Origin of the sequence: Winogradskyella aquimaris (assembly GCF_042676105.1) — a bacterium.
GTDB classification, from domain to species: Bacteria; Bacteroidota; Bacteroidia; order Flavobacteriales; family Flavobacteriaceae; genus Winogradskyella; species Winogradskyella aquimaris.
In genome coordinates, this window is the sequence record NZ_JBHTJQ010000009.1 from 137,694 (window position 1) to 154,967 (window position 17,274).

11 protein-coding genes are annotated in these 17,274 nt (G+C 35.3%); 4 read left to right on the top strand and 7 right to left on the bottom strand.

Translation table 11 applies throughout. The annotated features are described in order from the left end of the window. Window positions 1-6: 6 nt before the first annotated feature. The 4 genes from ACFQ1K_RS07500 to ACFQ1K_RS07515 all read right to left on the bottom strand — a co-directional run bounded on the left by ACFQ1K_RS07500 (window position 7) and on the right by ACFQ1K_RS07515 (window position 5,781). Complete coding sequence (locus ACFQ1K_RS07500) at window positions 7-1,353, bottom strand: dihydrolipoamide acetyltransferase family protein (RefSeq protein ID WP_320555600.1); 1,347 nt, start codon at window positions 1,351-1,353, stop codon at window positions 7-9. Between the two features lie 86 nt (window positions 1,354-1,439). Then, entirely contained in the window at window positions 1,440-2,537 is a 1,098-nt protein-coding gene (locus ACFQ1K_RS07505) for a glycosyltransferase family 2 protein (RefSeq protein ID WP_320555601.1), read from the bottom strand. Between the two features lie 7 nt (window positions 2,538-2,544). Then, entirely contained in the window at window positions 2,545-3,162 is a 618-nt protein-coding gene (gene recR / locus ACFQ1K_RS07510) for a recombination mediator RecR (protein WP_320555602.1), read from the bottom strand. A gap of 84 nt (window positions 3,163-3,246) precedes the next feature. Next, entirely contained in the window at window positions 3,247-5,781 is a 2,535-nt protein-coding gene (locus tag ACFQ1K_RS07515) for a T9SS type A sorting domain-containing protein (protein WP_320555603.1), read from the bottom strand. Window positions 5,782-5,857: 76 nt separating this feature from the next. Between ACFQ1K_RS07515 and ACFQ1K_RS07520 the strand changes: the two genes are divergently transcribed. The 3 genes from ACFQ1K_RS07520 (at window position 5,858) to ACFQ1K_RS07530 (ending at window position 12,007) form a co-directional block, all read left to right on the top strand. After that, window positions 5,858-7,315, top strand: coding sequence for a sodium:solute symporter (locus tag ACFQ1K_RS07520; protein ID WP_320555604.1), 1,458 nt, complete (start codon window positions 5,858-5,860; stop codon window positions 7,313-7,315). Window positions 7,316-7,421: 106 nt separating this feature from the next. Then, the gene (locus tag ACFQ1K_RS07525; RefSeq protein WP_320555605.1) at window positions 7,422-10,667 is read left to right on the top strand and encodes a VCBS repeat-containing protein; all 3,246 of its coding nucleotides are present in this window, start codon (window positions 7,422-7,424) and stop codon (window positions 10,665-10,667) included. Window positions 10,668-10,675: 8 nt separating this feature from the next. After that, window positions 10,676-12,007 carry a vanadium-dependent haloperoxidase gene (locus ACFQ1K_RS07530; protein WP_320555606.1) on the top strand — a complete coding sequence of 444 codons (1,332 nt, stop codon included), beginning with the start codon at window positions 10,676-10,678 and terminating at the stop codon, window positions 12,005-12,007. Window positions 12,008-12,010: 3 nt separating this feature from the next. Here ACFQ1K_RS07530 and ACFQ1K_RS07535 read toward each other — a convergent pair whose 3' ends face one another. Beyond that, complete coding sequence (locus tag ACFQ1K_RS07535) at window positions 12,011-12,373, bottom strand: CoA-binding protein (RefSeq protein ID WP_320555607.1); 363 nt, start codon at window positions 12,371-12,373, stop codon at window positions 12,011-12,013. A gap of 101 nt (window positions 12,374-12,474) precedes the next feature. Between ACFQ1K_RS07535 and ACFQ1K_RS07540 the strand changes: the two genes are divergently transcribed. Next, a complete protein-coding gene (locus tag ACFQ1K_RS07540) occupies window positions 12,475-14,934 on the top strand; it encodes a TonB-dependent receptor domain-containing protein (protein ID WP_320555608.1) in 2,460 nt (819 codons plus the stop codon). 461 nt (window positions 14,935-15,395) lie between these two features. Here the strand turns inward: ACFQ1K_RS07540 and ACFQ1K_RS07545 are convergent, their stop codons facing one another. Both ACFQ1K_RS07545 and ACFQ1K_RS07550 read right to left on the bottom strand, forming a co-directional pair. After that, complete coding sequence (locus ACFQ1K_RS07545; RefSeq protein ID WP_320555609.1) at window positions 15,396-15,905, bottom strand: hypothetical protein; 510 nt, start codon at window positions 15,903-15,905, stop codon at window positions 15,396-15,398. 310 nt (window positions 15,906-16,215) lie between these two features. After that, the gene (locus ACFQ1K_RS07550; RefSeq protein WP_320555610.1) at window positions 16,216-17,226 is read right to left on the bottom strand and encodes a 3-oxoacyl-ACP synthase III family protein; all 1,011 of its coding nucleotides are present in this window, start codon (window positions 17,224-17,226) and stop codon (window positions 16,216-16,218) included. Between the last annotated feature and the right edge of the window lie 48 nt (window positions 17,227-17,274).

Sequence of the window (17,274 nt, forward strand, 5' to 3'; positions counted from 1 at the left end):
ACTTTTCTATATTTCTCTATTGGTATCCCAGGCTTCTAAATAATCTTTAACAGCCTTAACAAACTGGCCACCCAACGCGCCATTAACCACACGGTGGTCATAAGAATGTGACATAAACATTTTGTAACGGATACCTATAAAATCCCCTTGAGGTGTTTCAATCACTGCTGGTACTTTTCGTATGGCTCCAAGTGCCAGAATACCCACCTGAGGTTGATTAATTATAGGTGTACCCATAATACTTCCAAAGGTACCCACATTAGTAACCGTGTACGTACCACCTTGGATATCGTCTGGATTTAAATTATTTTCCCTTGCTCTATTGGCCAGATCATTTACCTTTTTGGCCATACCTAAAAGGTTTAATTGATCTGCATCCTTTATAACAGGAACGATAAGGTTACCATCAGGAAGTGCAGCCGCCATTCCTAAATTGATATGCTTCTTTTTGATGATTTTGTCGCCTTGAACCGAAATATTCATCATTGGGAAGTCTCTTAAAGCCTTCGCAACAGCTTCCATGAATATTGGTGTAAAGGTCAGATTTTCACCCTCTCTCTTTTTAAAATTAGCTTTGTGCTTATTTCTCCAGTCCCAGATTTCGGTAACATCAGCTTCAATAAATGATTGTACATGCGCCGAAGTTTGAACCGAATCAATCATATGTTTAGAGATGAGCTTACCCATTCTCGTCATTTCTATAATCTCATCGTCTCCAGAGGATACTACTGGCTTAGGAGTTGGCGTTTGTGGTGTTTTTTGTTCAGCAGCCGGCTCAACCTTGGATTCTGCTTTTACTTCTTCGGTTGCCTTTGGTTGTTTATCAACTATAGGTGCTGAGCTACGTGACTGTAAATAAGATTTAATATCATTTTTAGTTACACGTCCATCTTTACCAGTTCCTGGTATTGCATCTAGCTCTGCTTGAGAAATCCCTTCTTCTTTAGCAATATTTTTAACTAAAGGAGAATAAAAACGGTCACCAGAAGAAATTACTGGCTGTGCAGTTTCTTTTGCAGCCACCACGGTTTGTGCGACTTCTGCTGCAGCTTTAGGAACTTCTTGTTGTGTAGTCTCAGCCGCTGGTGCTTTTACCTCAATAGAACTACCTCCTTCAGTTTCAATAATAGCAATAGTTTGGCCAACCTGTACTACGTCATCCACATCAAATAGTTTTTCGACCAATACACCATCAACTTCACTAGGTACTTCACTATCTACCTTATCGGTTGCTATTTCTAAAACAGCTTCATCAGCTTCAATAGTGTCGCCAACATCTTTAAGCCATGAGGTAATGGTTGCTTCTGCAACACTTTCACCCATTTTAGGTAACTTAAGTTCAAACTTTGCCATATCTATAATTTGAAGGTCTTTATTTTAAAATCGAATGCAAAATTAACAAAAAACAGTCTGTTTTGATGATTTTTGTTCAATAAAAATTAGAATGATATTACTTCACCTTTGCCAACGCTACTATCACTTCCAAGCATAAAATTACTACTTTTTAACCATATGCGATAAGTGTTTTGTCTTGAAGTATTAGAACTTTTGATATAATCTATTGAGGTTTTGTAACCCAAAGAATTCGCATCTAAAACAATCTGTGTATGACTTGGTATCTCTTTTAAACTTGAAGAAAAACTAACTGTACCGTCTAACTTATGTTTAAGTTGCTCATCTACAGGTTGCGAAATTACCAAAGTTTCATTTATGGTTAATTCTTCCGACTCCTCCACAAGACTTCTTTTAGAAGCTAGGCTTAGTACGATTTTCACTAAAGCAGAAACAACAGCATTACTCTTAAAATGTTTTTTGTAGAAAATTTCCATAGCACCATAAAAACGTTTTGCGTAGATTTTGTCCTTTAGGGTACTTTCTCCTTTAAAATGAATGATAGAAGTCTCACCGAAGTAATAATTACTATAACCTGCTTTTAATACTTTATAGGATAAATCAACATCTTCACCATACATAAAATAGTCTTCATCAAAACCATTAACTTCATTATAAACAGCCCGTTTTAAAACCATAAATGCACCTACAAGTATATCGGTCTTGCCTATTTGATTTGGGTTTAAATTATTGTTGTAATAATTTTTTGAGTTTCCTATCAATTTTTGAAGTGCCACTTTTGGTGTTGGAATATGACGTTTACTTTCGGGAAGAAACTTACCTGTTCCATCTATGAGCTGACAACCAACAATTCCTAGGTTTGACTGTGTTTCAGAAAAACTTAAGATTTTAGAAAATGTATCTTCAGCCACAACTGTATCTGGATTTAGAATACACAAGTATTCTCCTTTTGCGTGTTTAACACCAATATTATTACCTTGAGAAAAGCCATAATTATTTTTATTCTCTATAAGTGTCACCGAGGGAAAAAGTTGTTTTACCATGGCAACACTATCATCTGATGAACAATTATCAACGACTATAATCTCCGATTCTATATTATTTAATGCAACTTCAACACTTCTTAGGCAGAGCTCTAAAAAGTAGCGAACATTATAGTTAAGTATGACTACGGAAAGCTTCAATTTGGATTTACGATTTTAAAGAAGCTTCAAAAGGTACACGATCAATAATACTTCTACCAAGAGTAATCTCGTCTGTATATTCCAATTCATTACCAGCAGCAACACCTCTTGCAATGGTAGAGGTTTTAATATTATAATCTTGAATTTGTCTAAACACATAAAAATTAGTGGTATCACCTTCCATCGTTGGGCTCATCGCAAAAATGAGTTCCTTTACCTTTCCTGATTTTACCTTTTCTACCAAAGAAGCAATGTTTAAATCTTGTGGTCCTATTCCATCCATAGGTGATATTTTTCCACCCAACACATGATACAATCCTCTAAAGGAACTTGTATTTTCTATTGCCATAACATCCCTAATATCTTCAACAACACAAATCAGTTCCTCGTTACGATTTGGATTTTCACAAATCTCACAAAGTTCTTTATCACTAATATTGTGACAAGATTTGCAGAAATTTATTTCTGATCGAACTTTAGATAATGCCTCTGATAACTGAATGGTTTGATGTGCAGGCTGCCTTAATAAATGTAGCACCAAACGCAATGCCGTTCGTTTACCAACGCCAGGCAACTGCGACATTTCATTCACCGCATTTTCCAAAAGTTTAGAAGAAAATTCCATAGGGATAAAGGTACAGATTTTAGAACTAAAAAATGCCAAATTGTTAACATACTACAATTGGGCATTTGATGAAAAACTGTATGCTTATTTTATAATTAACTTTTTAGTTATTTCACCTTTAGCACTATTCAACTTTACAAAGTAAATACCCGGATTAAATGATGACAAATCGATTCTAAACTCATTCATTAAATTAACTTTCTTTCCGTAAAAAACGATTTTCCCTTGAGTATCATACACCCTTATGCTTACATCTTCTGGCTTATCCCACTTTAAGGTAACCTGGTCCTTAGTTGGGTTTGGATACATAAGCAAATCGCTAACTTCGAAATCTTTAACACTTAATGAAGCATCATACACGTTGGATCTCCATAAGCCTCTTCCATAAGTTGCTGCATACAACATATTGTCTGCAGTATTAATCTCTAACTCATTAATTCTAACATTTGGCAATCCATTACTAAACGCCACCCATCTATTTCTTGTATTGTCTGTGTAAAACACACCATAATTCATCCCAACATATAGGCCATCATCACCATTGTCTTGCCAGGCAAGCGCTTGAGCCACAAAATTAGGTAAGTTGAGACGGTAAGACGTCCATGTAAGTCCAGCATCAGAACTCACATAAACTTTTTCGATATCTGTTGTTGCTACAGCAATTTTAGACGGATCCGTTGGGTGAATGGCTATTTCATTAATTCTTGAATTACCTGTTAAACCGAGTGGTGCTATAGACCAGTTAATTCCACCATCTAAAGTATATCTCAAGATTCCATTTATAGCAACATAAATAATCTGACTATTGGTTGGTGCAATCTTCATATGATCAATATTCCCAAAGTTTGGTGAAATTGAAGTCCACGAATTCCCTGCATCTAGTGATTTATAAACTTCATCAAACGCAACATATACTGTATTTTGAACGATTGGATCTTGTTCAAAAGGTACGACCCAATTCCAGCCTGAAGTTCCACCTTTACCATCAGGTTGGGTAAGGTTAGAAACATTACTACCAGCGAAATTGTATTGGGTACTGTACAAGCTTCCAAACTGTGTTGTACCAATCATAATAGAAGCATCATTCTTATCTACAAAGCCTTCCATTCCGTCAGCACCAAGCCAATCGGTCCAATTACCATCTTCTCTCAGTGCAGATGTACCATTGTCCTGCGAGCCACCAGTAACAATTACCGGATCGGTTTGACTAACACCAATTTTGTAGAATTGTCTTATACCCATACCTGGTGTCAAATCCGTGTAATAAGAAGAACTGACATTTACAGGGTCATCCGCCCTAAAAATTCCGCCATCCGTACCAACATATAATTTTACATCCGAACCTACACCAGCGAATTGCATGATGTCTACATCTGCATGACAATACCCTATACCTAAACCATTGGCTGTACCTGGCACCCACTGAGAAGTGATAGTAAAACTAACACCTCCGTTGATAGAACGCCAAGTATTAATACCCGCAATATGAACATCATTAATATCGTTAGGGTTTACTGTAATATCCATATCTCTTGGTGCCTGCCCTAAGGCATCGTTACCATTGGTATCATAACCAAAAAAGTTTTGTGAATGAGTACGTTTTAAAAACGTATTACCGCTATCATTTGACACATAAAATCCGCCGAAAACCCCTCCATTGGCTTCAACAACATAAACCGTATTAGGGTTATTAGGAGAAACTCCTATCATTTTAGGGCCACTAGAAAACTGATTGGCTCCAGCACCAGTTATTTGCGTAAAGCTGTTTCCACCATCGGTAGAAACATAAAACTCATTTCCTGAGGCATATACTACATTGGAGTTGTTTGGTTTAAACTCAAAATCATACCCTGTATTTGGTGAAACAACATATATAGAACTCCAGGTTAAACCACCGTCCGTTGATTTAAATAAGCCATTTCCCTGGACACTAGCGTATAATTTTTGAGGATTTGAAGGGTCTACTAAAATTTTGTTTACCAGCCCTCCTAATAGATTGGCATGAAGCGACCAGGTTGACCCTCCATTGGTAGATTTAAAAATAATACCACCTGTAGAGCCCCAATAATATGTATTACTATTGCTAGGATCAATGGTTAAAGCATATACATCTATATTTGAAAGATTGTCTGACAATACTGTCCATGTTGATCCTCCATCTAGACTTTTCCATACCCCACCAGTTTCACTACCTGCAATGATATGGTTTAAATTAGAATCATCAATGGCTAAAGACGTGATTCTACCTACTCCTGGATTCCATCCAGAAGTCGCATCCCAATAGGTTGGTCCCATTTCTTCCCAAGTGCCCACCGTCGTTCTAGCTGCTAAACCTTCACTGATGAAGTTAACATTAAAATTTTCCAATTCGTTATAGTAAAATTCTGGAGATTTTAATTTACCTGTTTCGTCCATGGCACGTTCTGCAAAATATTGCCATCGCTTAAAAATTTTAAAACCAGTACCTCTGCCCCTGCCAACAGAATCAAAATGTTGTTCGGCAACTTGAGAGATATAATCAACCGTGTGATTACCCTCAATAATCAATTGCCTGTAATCTTGACCAGAAGCGTTAAAAATGAAGAGTCCAAACGCAACCAGTAAAATTGTCTTTTTCATAAAAAAATGGATTTTAAATAGCTATTTTTTCCAAATGTACTATTTTTCATAAAATTTTTAGTTAAGAAATTCTTCTATGAGCTCTACATCCATTTTAATTTTGATTGCAGGTTATTTTGCAATCTTAGTTTTAATTTCGCTTTTAACGGGAAAGGATGACAGTAATGATGTGTTTTTTAAAGCTAAGCGACAATCTCCCTGGTATGTTGTTGCCTTTGGGATGATTGGTGCATCACTATCTGGAGTTACCTTCATTTCAGTACCAGGAATGGTTGGTGGTGAACAATTTGCTTACATGCAGGGTGTTTTCGGTTTTTTTGTGGGTTATATTTTTATACTTACTGTCCTTATTCCACTGTATTACAGACTTAATGTAACATCCATATACCAATATTTAGAACAAAGATTTGGATTTATCAGCTATAAAACTGGTGCTTTTTTCTTTTTGCTTTCAAGGGTTACTGGTGCATCATTTAGACTGTTCCTTGTAGCGTTAGCAATGCAGTATATAGTTTTTGAAACTATTGGAATTCCTTTTTGGTTAACCGTTGTAATTTCCATTTTACTCATTTGGCTATATACCAATAGAGGTGGTATTAAAACCATCGTTTGGACGGATACTTTACAAACACTTGCCATGCTAGTTTCTGTAGTTGTTGCCATCGTTTTAATTAATGAAGAACTAAATTGGTCTTATTTAGATTTTTTGAACTCTGAAAGTTTTAAACAAAAGGGTAAAATATTCTTCTTTGACGACCCAATGGCTAAAGTATACTTCTGGAAATATTTTATTGGAGGTATCTTTATTGCCATTGCCATGACAGGTTTGGATCAAGACATGATGCAAAAAAACCTAACTTGTAAAAATCCAAGGGATGCCAAAAAAAATATGCTATCTATGGCATCTTTGCTTGTTGTCGTAAACTTTATTTTTCTATCATTAGGCGCCTTACTTTTTATCTATGCGGAAAAATTTAATCTTTCTATTCCAGAATTAGATGGACGGACAAGAACAGATTTGTTATTTCCTGAAATAGCCATGAATCAAAATTTAGGAATCGGATTATCCATTACGTTTTTAATCGGGTTGATTGCAGCAGCGTACTCCAGTGCAGATAGTGCATTAACCTCACTGACTACATCGTTTAGTGTAGACTTTTTAAATATTGAAAAAAGACCTGAAGCTGAGCAAAAACCACTTAGAAAAAAAGTGCATATCGGTGTTTCCATTTTATTAGTTTTAGTTGTCATCATCTTCAATATGCTGGAAGGCAATGTCGTGAGCAACCTATTTAAATTTGCAACCTTTACTTATGGGCCATTGCTTGGCCTTTTCACTTTTGGAATATTGACAAAGTACAAAGTTAAAGACAAGTTTGTATGGGTCGTTGCTCTATTGTCTATAAGCTTAACCTTTATCATCTCATCACTACCGCAAGAGGTTATTGGGACTTATGTGTTTAACTGGGAGATTCTTCCTCTCAATGGATTGATTACATTCTTCGGTTTATGGTGCATAAAAACAAAAACATAAAGCTTTACTTCATTATTTAACAGGTAGATAATTTTCCCTCTTCGAGTTTGTTAACGTTTTGTTAAATAATTCTTATTTTTGTTACATTGACTAACCGTAACCCTTAATGAAAAGCATTTACACAGCCCTTTTGGCTCTGTTATTGGTATTAAATTGTAGCAAAGAACAAGCTAATGACAATAGTAACCCTTCGTATCTTCTATCGCAATTAACAAAAGAAGATACAGGTATAGATTTTGTGAATTTAGTAAGTGAGGATCCTCAGCATAATATCATAACTTACATCTATTATTATAATGGTGGAGGCGTTGCTGCTGGCGATATTAATAATGACGGACTTCCAGACCTTTATTTTGTTGCAAATAGTGGCGAGAATAAGCTCTATCTCAACAAGGGAAACCTTAATTTTGAAGACATCACCAAAAAGGCCAATGTTGCTGGAAAAGCAAGCTGGCAAACGGGTGTAACTATGGTAGACATCAATAGCGATGGCTATTTGGACATCTATATTTGTGCAGTGTCAGAGTTATTGGATTTTGAAGGTCATAACGAACTTTACATTAATAATGGAGATGGCACCTTCACAGAAAAAGCTAAAGACTACGGATTAGATTTTAAAGGCCACTCTACACAAGCCTATTTCTTTGACTATGATAAAGATGACGATCTTGACCTTTATTTGGTTAACCATGCTGTGCATACCACCTTATCTCATGGCAGGGCAGATATGCGCAACAAGCGAGAACCATTGGTAGGAGATGTCCTTTTAAGAAATGACAACGGAATATTTAATGATGTCAGCCAACAAGCTAATATATACGGAGGCGCTAACGGTTATGGTCTTAGTGCCGCTATAGCAGATTTTAATAATGACGGTTGGGATGACCTCTATATTTGTAACGATTTCCACGAGGACGATTATTATTATATCAATAACCAAGATGGAACCTTTACCGAACAATTAGAAGGCAGTTTTACAACCATTAGTCGTTTTTCAATGGGTAGTGATGCCGCAGACATCAATGGTGATGGATTCCAAGATTTGATGACCTTAGATATGCTGCCTTTTGATGAGCAAACCATTAAGGAAACGGAAGGTGACGATTCTATGTTTAATCTTCAAACACGTTTGAACAAACTCGGTTATAAAGATCAATACTCGCGCAATATGCTTCAGATAAACACCTCTGGGCATTATTTTACTGAAACAGCTTTTATGAATGGCGTTGCTGATACAGACTGGAGTTGGTCTCCATTATTTGCAGATTTCAATAATGATGGGCATCAGGATTTATTTATTTCAAACGGCATTCTTAGACGGCCTAACGGTTTAGATTTTAAGAAATACATCTCTAGTGCCTTTAAAGGTCGTTCTGAGGCAGAGGGTTTAGAATGGCTATACAATTCAGTAAATGAAATGGGCAGCGGAAAAGTTCCTAACCAAATCTACGAAGGTAATTCTAAAACATTTGAAAACCTCACTGGCGAATGGATAGAAAATCAGCCTAATCTTTCTAATGGTGCTATTTATGTTGATTTAGACTTGGATGGAGATTTAGATCTAGTCACAAATAACTTTGGAGAAATCGCCGGCATCTATAAAAATAACACTGATAATTCCGCGAATTATATTACAATAGACCTTGAATATAGAAATGCTAACCTAGAAGGTATCGGATCAAAAGCCATAGTTTTTACCAATGGAAAATCGCAATTAAAACAAGTTTTTAAATCAAGAGGATTTTTATCATCTCTAGAAAGTAGACTTCATTTTGGATTGGACTCTGTAAAATCTATAGACTCGATACAGGTGATATGGCCTAATAACGAAGTTATTACCTTAAAAAATATTGACATTAACAAAACACTTGAGGTTGTATATACACCAACCAATACGTTTTATGATTATGAAAATAGACCTACACCAACAAAACTTTTCGAGAAAGCATTTTTAATTGATTATGTACACAAAGAAGACCGCTTTAATGATTTTGCTGAGGAAAAACTGATTCCTTACAAAATCTCTATGCATGACCCAGCAGTAGCAAAAGGGGATGTGGATGGTAATGGCTATGATGATATTTTTATTGGAAATGCTTCGGGAAAACCTGCTGTTTTATATCTTAATTCTGGTAAAGACTTTACACCATCAATCCAAAAGGTTTTCAAAGAGGACTCACCATTTGAAGATAATGACGCTACGTTCTTTGATGCTGATAACGATGGTGATTTAGATTTGTATGTCGCTTCGGGTGTGCATGAATCCAAAAACGAAGAATTACAAGTTGATCGTTTATACATCAACTCCAATGGCACGTATACGAGATCTGAAAACAGTATTCCTAAAAACAGCCTAGTCACATCAACTATTACGGCAAATGACTTTGATGGAGATGGCGATGTAGATCTTTTTGTTGGAAATCTAGCCGATGTTAAGGACTTTGGCCAACCAGTCTCATCTTACATGCTCATTAACGATGGACTTGGTAATTTTTCAAAGGATCCTAATTTTAAGATTACTGCAAAAGTCACCCATGCTGAATGGCAAGATGTTAATGGAGATAACTTAAAGGATTTAATAATTGCTACAGACTGGAATGCCCCTTTAATTTACTTTAATAACAATGGAAGCCTTAAACAAATGGATGTACCCGAAAACATCAATGGTTTATGGCAAACGATTACAACTTACGACATTGATAGTGATGGTGATAAAGATATTTTGCTAGGTAATTGGGGCACGAATACAAAATTCAGTCTCAATTTTGATGGACCGCTAATGATGTATCATAATGACTTTGATAATAATGGAACATTTGAAACACTTTTAACTTACAACAACGAAGGAAAATACTATCCACTTAATTCTAAAGATGAACTCGCTGCCCAGATGAATGTTGTAAACAAGGTTTTCACAGACCATAAAAGTTATGCTGGCAAAACCCTAATTGATATCGTTGGTAATGACTATTTAGAAAATTCAACACAATACAAAGCGGATATTTTAGCCTCTGGGTACCTAAGGAATGATAATGGTAATTTCAAACAGTTTATCGCTTTACCTGATGCCTTTCAACTTGCTCCAATTAATACCTTTTCCAAAATTGATATCAATGGGCAACAACATCTATTGGTAGGTGGTAATTCTTATAAAGTTAATACCTATCATGGCTCATACACGGCATTAAAAGGACTTTTAGTAAAAGATCTGTTTAACTTTAATAATGTATCAGAATTAGGTATGGATCCGTTTAATCGTCAGGTAAAACAAATAGAGACCCTTAAAATGAAAAATAAAAACTTGGTCTTAATCGTTACCAACAATGATACCTTGAAAATATATTCGTATTAAATTAATTCATGAAGATAAAAGCGTACATAATTATTTTTGGTTTACTAACCTTCTCATGGTCTTGTCAAGAAGAAACTAAGCCTATAGATATTTCTTCAGAAGATTACCACCAAATGGTGGATAAGGTCACAGAAGTTATGGTACATGATATTTTCTCACCTCCTGTGGCGAGCAGAATATATGTCTATCCTAACATTGCAGCCTATGAAACTTTAAATCAAAACAGTAAATCTTATAAGTCTTTAGCCAATCAACTCAACGGGTTAAAAGATATAACACCAGAAAAAGTCAATATTAATAAAAACTTAAGGTTAGCGGCGCTTATAGCATACCTAAACGTGGCCAAAGAACTGGTTTTTTCAAAAGAAAAAATCACATCCTACAGAGATAGTTTGTATGCGATATGGGAGACAAATAATCTTGCTGAATATAACAATGCCAAAGGTTATGGCTTGGCAATATCTGAACAGATTATTAATTGGATGCAGGATGACCAGTATGCCGAAACACGCACCATGCCAGACTATAATATCTACACTGACGATCCATCGCAGTGGGAACCTACTCCACCTGCCTATATGAAGGGCATTGAACCACATTGGAATAAACTAAGACCTTTTGTACTCGATTCCGCTTCCCAATTTAAACCTGTGCCTCACCCTAAATTTTCGTTACAAGAAGACTCTGAGTTTTATAAAGAATTAATGGAAGTTTACAACATCACCAATGCAATCCGAAAAAAAGGAGACGATTGTGAAGAAATTGAAATTGCAAGATTTTGGGATTGCAATCCTTTCGTCTCAGTAAACAAAGGGCATTTCATGTTTGCCGAAAAGAAAATTACACCAGGAGCGCATTGGATCGGTATATGCAAAATTGCTTGTCAACAAACTAATGCTGATTTTGAAAAAACGGTTTATGCCTACACCAAAACATCCATTGCCATTGCTGATGCCTTTATTAGTTGTTGGGATGAAAAATACCGTAGCAATCTTATAAGACCAGAAACACTGATTAATAAGTATATTGATACCGAGTGGACACCGATTCTACAAACGCCACCTTTCCCAGAATATACGAGTGGTCATTCTGTAGTTTCAGGAGCTTCATCCGAGGTACTGACAGAAATTTTTAGTGATAATTTTGTATTTGATGACACCACCGAGCTTCCCTACGGACTGCCAATGCGGAGTTTTAAATCCTTTAGGCTGGCAGCGAAAGAAGCCGCAACCAGCAGACTTTATGGTAGTATTCATTATAGAGCAGCCATTGATGTTGGCTTAGAGCAAGGAATTAAACTAGGGTACTTAGTAAATAACAATCTCTCTTTTCTAAAATAAGAGCTAATATTGGTCTGTAGCAAGCAACACTAGTGTACAAGCTGCTTCAAACTGAATGTTATTTTCTCTTAAAATTTTATAAAATTCCGTATTCTCCGTACCTGGATTAAAAATAACTCGTTTAGGATTTAAACTTAGAATGTAATCGTAATATGTTTTTTGGTGTTTTGGACTTAAATATAATGTTACGGTATCTACATCTTTATAAGGAAGCAGTTCAGTATCTATTTTAACACCATTGACTTCACCTTCCTTTAAACCAAAAGCTAAAACCCTTTGATTGGCTTGTAGCAATCTATTGATAGCAATATTAGAATAACGGTTTGTTTTTAATGAGGCTCCTAGAACCAAAGTTGTTTTACTCATATGTTAAAAAGGTGTTAAGAATACATGTTACAGTAACAAGTTGTAAAAATAGTCGTCTATATGTAAACAAACTTTCAATCAATCAATAATTCAATCAAAAAATGAAGCAGTTCTTATTATTGCTCATTATGGTTTCATCAGCCATTTTGAGTGCACAACCTAATTCCAACACAGATATTAGAAACGGATCAATCTCGGGACGCGTTCTAGATAAAGCACTTAACGAACCCTTACCTTATGTAAATATTGTCATTAAAGATGCCTCAGAAAAGGTAATTACCGGCGGCATTACTGACAGTGAAGGAAATTTTACTATCGAAAAAGTTCCTGAAGGTTCAATTAAAGTAGAAATCACCTTTATTGGCTATAAAACCATCTTAAAACAGGAAACTGTTGGAAAAAGCAGTTTCAAAATAAACTTAGGAGACATTCTTTTAGAAGAAGACTCAGCCAGTCTAGATGAGGTTACTGTCGTTGCCGAAACCTCAACCATTCAGCAAAAAGTAGATCGAAAAGTAATTACTATTGGTAAGGACTTGACTACTTCTGGACCTACAGCGAGTGATATCATGACCAATTTACCGTCCGTAAATGTAGATCAGCAAACGGGTGATATAAGCCTTCGTGGTAACCAAAATGTTCAGGTCATGGTAGATGGTAAACTTACCAATATTTCACCAGCGCAGTTATTACGTCAGATTCCTTCAACTTCTATCAAACAAATTGAATTGATTACCAATCCGTCCGCCAAATACAACCCAGATGGCCTAAGTGGTATTATAAATATAATACTGCATAAAAATGTAAATGTGGGCTTTAACGGAAACCTTACGCTTGGTTTAGCTTATCAAGAAACACCAAAATTCAATAGTTCTATAGACATGAACTACCGTAATGGAAAGCTTAACTTTTTTGGTAACTACGGGAACAACATCAATAGAAATGAAAACTACGGAAACATTAACCGTACTAACGATGGTTCCATTCAATTATTCAATTTTTTAAGTCGTGGGACATCGCATTTGTATAAAGTAGGATTTGATTATTACATCAATGAAAAAAATACGATTTCACTCTTCACCAATCAAAACATTTTTGATGGTGACACTTTTGGAACGACTGCCATTCGTTTTGTTGATGCGTCAAACAATGAGTTTCAGAACAATTTCAACGAAAATGAAAACAATTCGCAACAATACAACTTTAACTATAAGTTAGATTTTGACAAAGAAGGGCATAACATAGAACTCGAGGTTGACCACAATATTTTTGAAGGAGAGTCTTTTAGCGATAATAACTTTGTATTGCAAACAGACTTTATTGAAGATAATCTGATAGACCGCACACGTACAACTATTAATTTAGACTATGTAAATCCATTATCCGAAAAATCAAAACTAGAACTTGGCTTACAAGCACGTTTATTTGATAATGAAATAAACTATTTTTCGGATGCGAGGTTAAGAGACCAAAATGGCAACCCATTTCCTGCTGATATCAATTTTGATTATGCTAGGAACATCTATTCTGCCTACGCAAATTACAATAAGTCTTTCGAAAAATGGTCGGTGCAACTCGGTTTGCGAGCTGAAACCGTTAATGTTGAATCTGAAGCTTTACAAACCAACTTAAGTGATAATAGCAATCTATTTATTCCTTTCGAAAACGACTATACCGAATTTTACCCATCTGCTTTTGTGACCTATAACGCATCCGAAAAAAACACATTTCAGTTTAGTTACAGCAGACGTATTGACCGACCAGGAATTGGACAGGTTAATCCTTTGCCAGAATGGAATACCCCTTTAATCTCGTCGTTTGGAAATCAGGAACTGCTTCCACAGTTCACCAATTCCTTCGAACTTAACTATACCCGAAATTTAGAAAAGGGCAGCATTACAGGAGGTGTTTTTTACCGAATTATAAATGATGAAATTAACCGAGCGGTTTTTATAGATCCTGCAGATTTAAATCGTATCATTTTAACGTTTGATAATTTTGATAACACTTCAGCCTATGGTATCGAGGTGAATGGTAGCTATAGGTTTTTTAAATGGTGGAACGTCAACGGTAGTTTTGATTTATTCGGACAAACCCAAAGAAGTATCACAGAGCGTTTAGACGTCCCAACGGATGTGGCAACCATCAACGATATCATCAGAGAAGAGGTTAAAGTGGATAACGTTACATGGAATTTTAGAGTCTTCAATAATTTTAAAGTAAATGAGGACTTATCCTTTTCTTTATTTGGTCTTTATCGCGGTAAAAATAAAGGAGTACAGTTTACGCAAGATGTGTTTGCTTTTGTTAATGTTGGGATGCGCTATAATTTCCTAGAAGATAACAGAGCGACCTTTAGTCTCAATTTTAACGACATTTTTAATACGATGCAGTTTAAGTTTGAAGGAGACAGACCTTTTCCTCAGTATGGAGATTTTAACTGGGAAAGCCGTACCATTTTTGCTGGACTATCGTATCGCTTTGGCGGAGGTAAGTATAGAGCCAAATCTAGAAAACGTAGAGATAATGATGTAAAATCTGACGGAGGCAGCTTTATATAAAAATTAACAGAGTTGACTGTCACATTAGACATTATAAAACGTCTATATAATATAGTATATCATATTTAATAGTTGGCATAAATAGTTGATGGTTAGTGTTATTGTTTAACTATTAAATGAAAAAACCCTGACAGCAAATTGCTGATCAGGGTTTTTGTTAAATGTGCGTTAAAAACGTTAATGTTTGAAATAAAATAGAACTTTTTACGTCTATGTAGTTGAGATAAGTTTTAAGTAATCTTTATTGTAAGATTTTTGATTTTATAATATAGTGTTAGTTAAAGTTGGTTAATAGCTAAAAAGCCCAGATACCTTAAGGTTTTCTGGGCTTTTTTAGTATAGTTTTTGCTGCCTTAAATTCCAGATTATATATTTTTCTATTAATGCTGATTCACTTATAAAATTTCGATTTAGAAAATCTAATGGCAGTATTTCAAAAAGTGTTTTGTTTATTTCCAAGTTTAAAATTGGCGTTGGTTCCTTAACATTTTTTTTTGTTCCAATAACCAAGGTTGTCTGACAGGGTTAGGATAATAACCATTAATCACTCTAATGTTATTTTTCTCAAATATTGTAAGTTGAATGTAGTTCGAGTAATCAGGCGGGTTATAACTATAGTTATTGGTAAACACTTTTCGAATAAATTTATTGAAAGACTTTATTGACTGTATAGATTTATATAATGATTCAATATCTTCAATAGAATTAAATCTTTTTTTGAAATACCAGTCAATATCATGAAATTTTGCTATTTCTAAAATTCTCTTTTTATTAACTAATTCTTTAAATCTAAGACTGTCTATTTCATAATTGTTATTAGGAAATGAGTCTAAATGACTAATCAGTTGGTAAATCAATTCAGGATTTAGTTCTGATTTTAACTTTGGGTTACTTTTCTTTTTTTTTCCATTTTTTTGACTTGCTGAAGTAGGTGTAATCTTCTCTTGTGTAATGAGAATAATGATAATCACTCAAAAGTGATTTTTTTATTACTAGCGAATCTTTGATTCCCTTTGCCTTACTTTTAGAAATCGAATAAGTGGAGATTAAGGATACAATAGTTAGACTATCTACTTTATTAAACTCAACAATTTTTGATTGACTGTAAAGATTGCCTGAGAGTAGGATAAATAATAAAAGATAGATTTTCAAAATTAGAGCTAACTGGTTATATGTGGTTAAATATAATTATTATACGAGCTGATTATAAGGATAAGAACAGCTAAAATTCTCTTTTTGTTAAAATTAATTCAAAAAAAAACCTGCTTTCGCAGGATTTTTTTACCATTTTATAATTGCACTCCCCCAAGTAAAACCACTTCCAAAAGCGGCTAACACCACGGTATCACCCTCTTTTATTTTACCCTCTTCCCAGGCTTCTGTCAACGCAATGGGTATAGATGCTGCTGTGGTGTTTCCATAGCGCATAATGTTATTATAGACCTGGTCGTCACTTAAGCCAAACTTCTTCTGTATAAACTGTGAGATTCTCAAATTGGCCTGGTGTGGTATCAACATATCTATGTCCTCTTTTTTGAGCTTGTTTGTGGTTAATCCTTCAATGATTGCTTCACTAAAACGTACAACAGCATGTTTAAATACAAACTGTCCATTCATATAAGGATAATAAGACACATCATCCGGATCGTTTTCTTCCATGATAGCATCTACCCAACGTCCTGTACTTGGGCCTTCTAAAGCCAATTCTTTGGCATACTTACCTTCGGAATGCAAATGGGTTGATAAAATACCTTTAGTATTATCTTCTTCTCTACTTAAAACAGCAGCACCTGCCCCATCGCCAAAAATAACCGTAACACCACGACCACGAGTTGAGCGCTCCAAACCACCTGAATGGTTTTCGCTACCAATTACCAACACATTCTTGTACATCCCAGTTTTTATAAATTGATCTGCGACGGATAAGCCATAAATAAAACCAGAACATTGATTGCGTACATCCAAGGCACCAATAGTATCCATTTCTAAAAGTTCTTGTACACGCACCCCTCCACCAGGAAAATACATATCAGGGCTCAGGGTTGCAAAAACAATAAAATCGATATCGTCTTTGGTTAGTCCTGCCCTTTCAATCGCAATTTTGGCAGCCTTTGCTCCCATTATCGATGTAGTATCATCACTTGTCTTTGGGTCGATCCAACGACGTTCTTTAATACCAGTGCGCTCCTGTATCCATTCATCACTGGTATCCATCCACTGTTTTAAATCATTATTGGTCACCACGTTCTCTGGAACGTATTTTCCTAAACCTGTTATTCTCGAATTGTACATGCTTATATCATAGATTAGAAATACAAATTTAATCCATTTTCAGGTCAA

Coding starts and splice junctions, on each gene's coding strand:
- ACFQ1K_RS07535 (WP_320555607.1), bottom strand. CDS start 12,373: ATGAGTAAAACAACTTTGGTTCTAGGAGCCTCATTAAAAACAAACCGT.
- ACFQ1K_RS07530 (WP_320555606.1), top strand. CDS start 10,676: ATGAAGATAAAAGCGTACATAATTATTTTTGGTTTACTAACCTTCTCA.
- ACFQ1K_RS07500 (WP_320555600.1), bottom strand. CDS start 1,353: ATGGCAAAGTTTGAACTTAAGTTACCTAAAATGGGTGAAAGTGTTGCA.
- recR (WP_320555602.1), bottom strand. CDS start 3,162: ATGGAATTTTCTTCTAAACTTTTGGAAAATGCGGTGAATGAAATGTCG.
- ACFQ1K_RS07520 (WP_320555604.1), top strand. CDS start 5,858: ATGAGCTCTACATCCATTTTAATTTTGATTGCAGGTTATTTTGCAATC.
- ACFQ1K_RS07525 (WP_320555605.1), top strand. CDS start 7,422: ATGAAAAGCATTTACACAGCCCTTTTGGCTCTGTTATTGGTATTAAAT.
- ACFQ1K_RS07515 (WP_320555603.1), bottom strand. CDS start 5,781: ATGAAAAAGACAATTTTACTGGTTGCGTTTGGACTCTTCATTTTTAAC.
- ACFQ1K_RS07540 (WP_320555608.1), top strand. CDS start 12,475: ATGAAGCAGTTCTTATTATTGCTCATTATGGTTTCATCAGCCATTTTG.
- ACFQ1K_RS07550 (WP_320555610.1), bottom strand. CDS start 17,226: ATGTACAATTCGAGAATAACAGGTTTAGGAAAATACGTTCCAGAGAAC.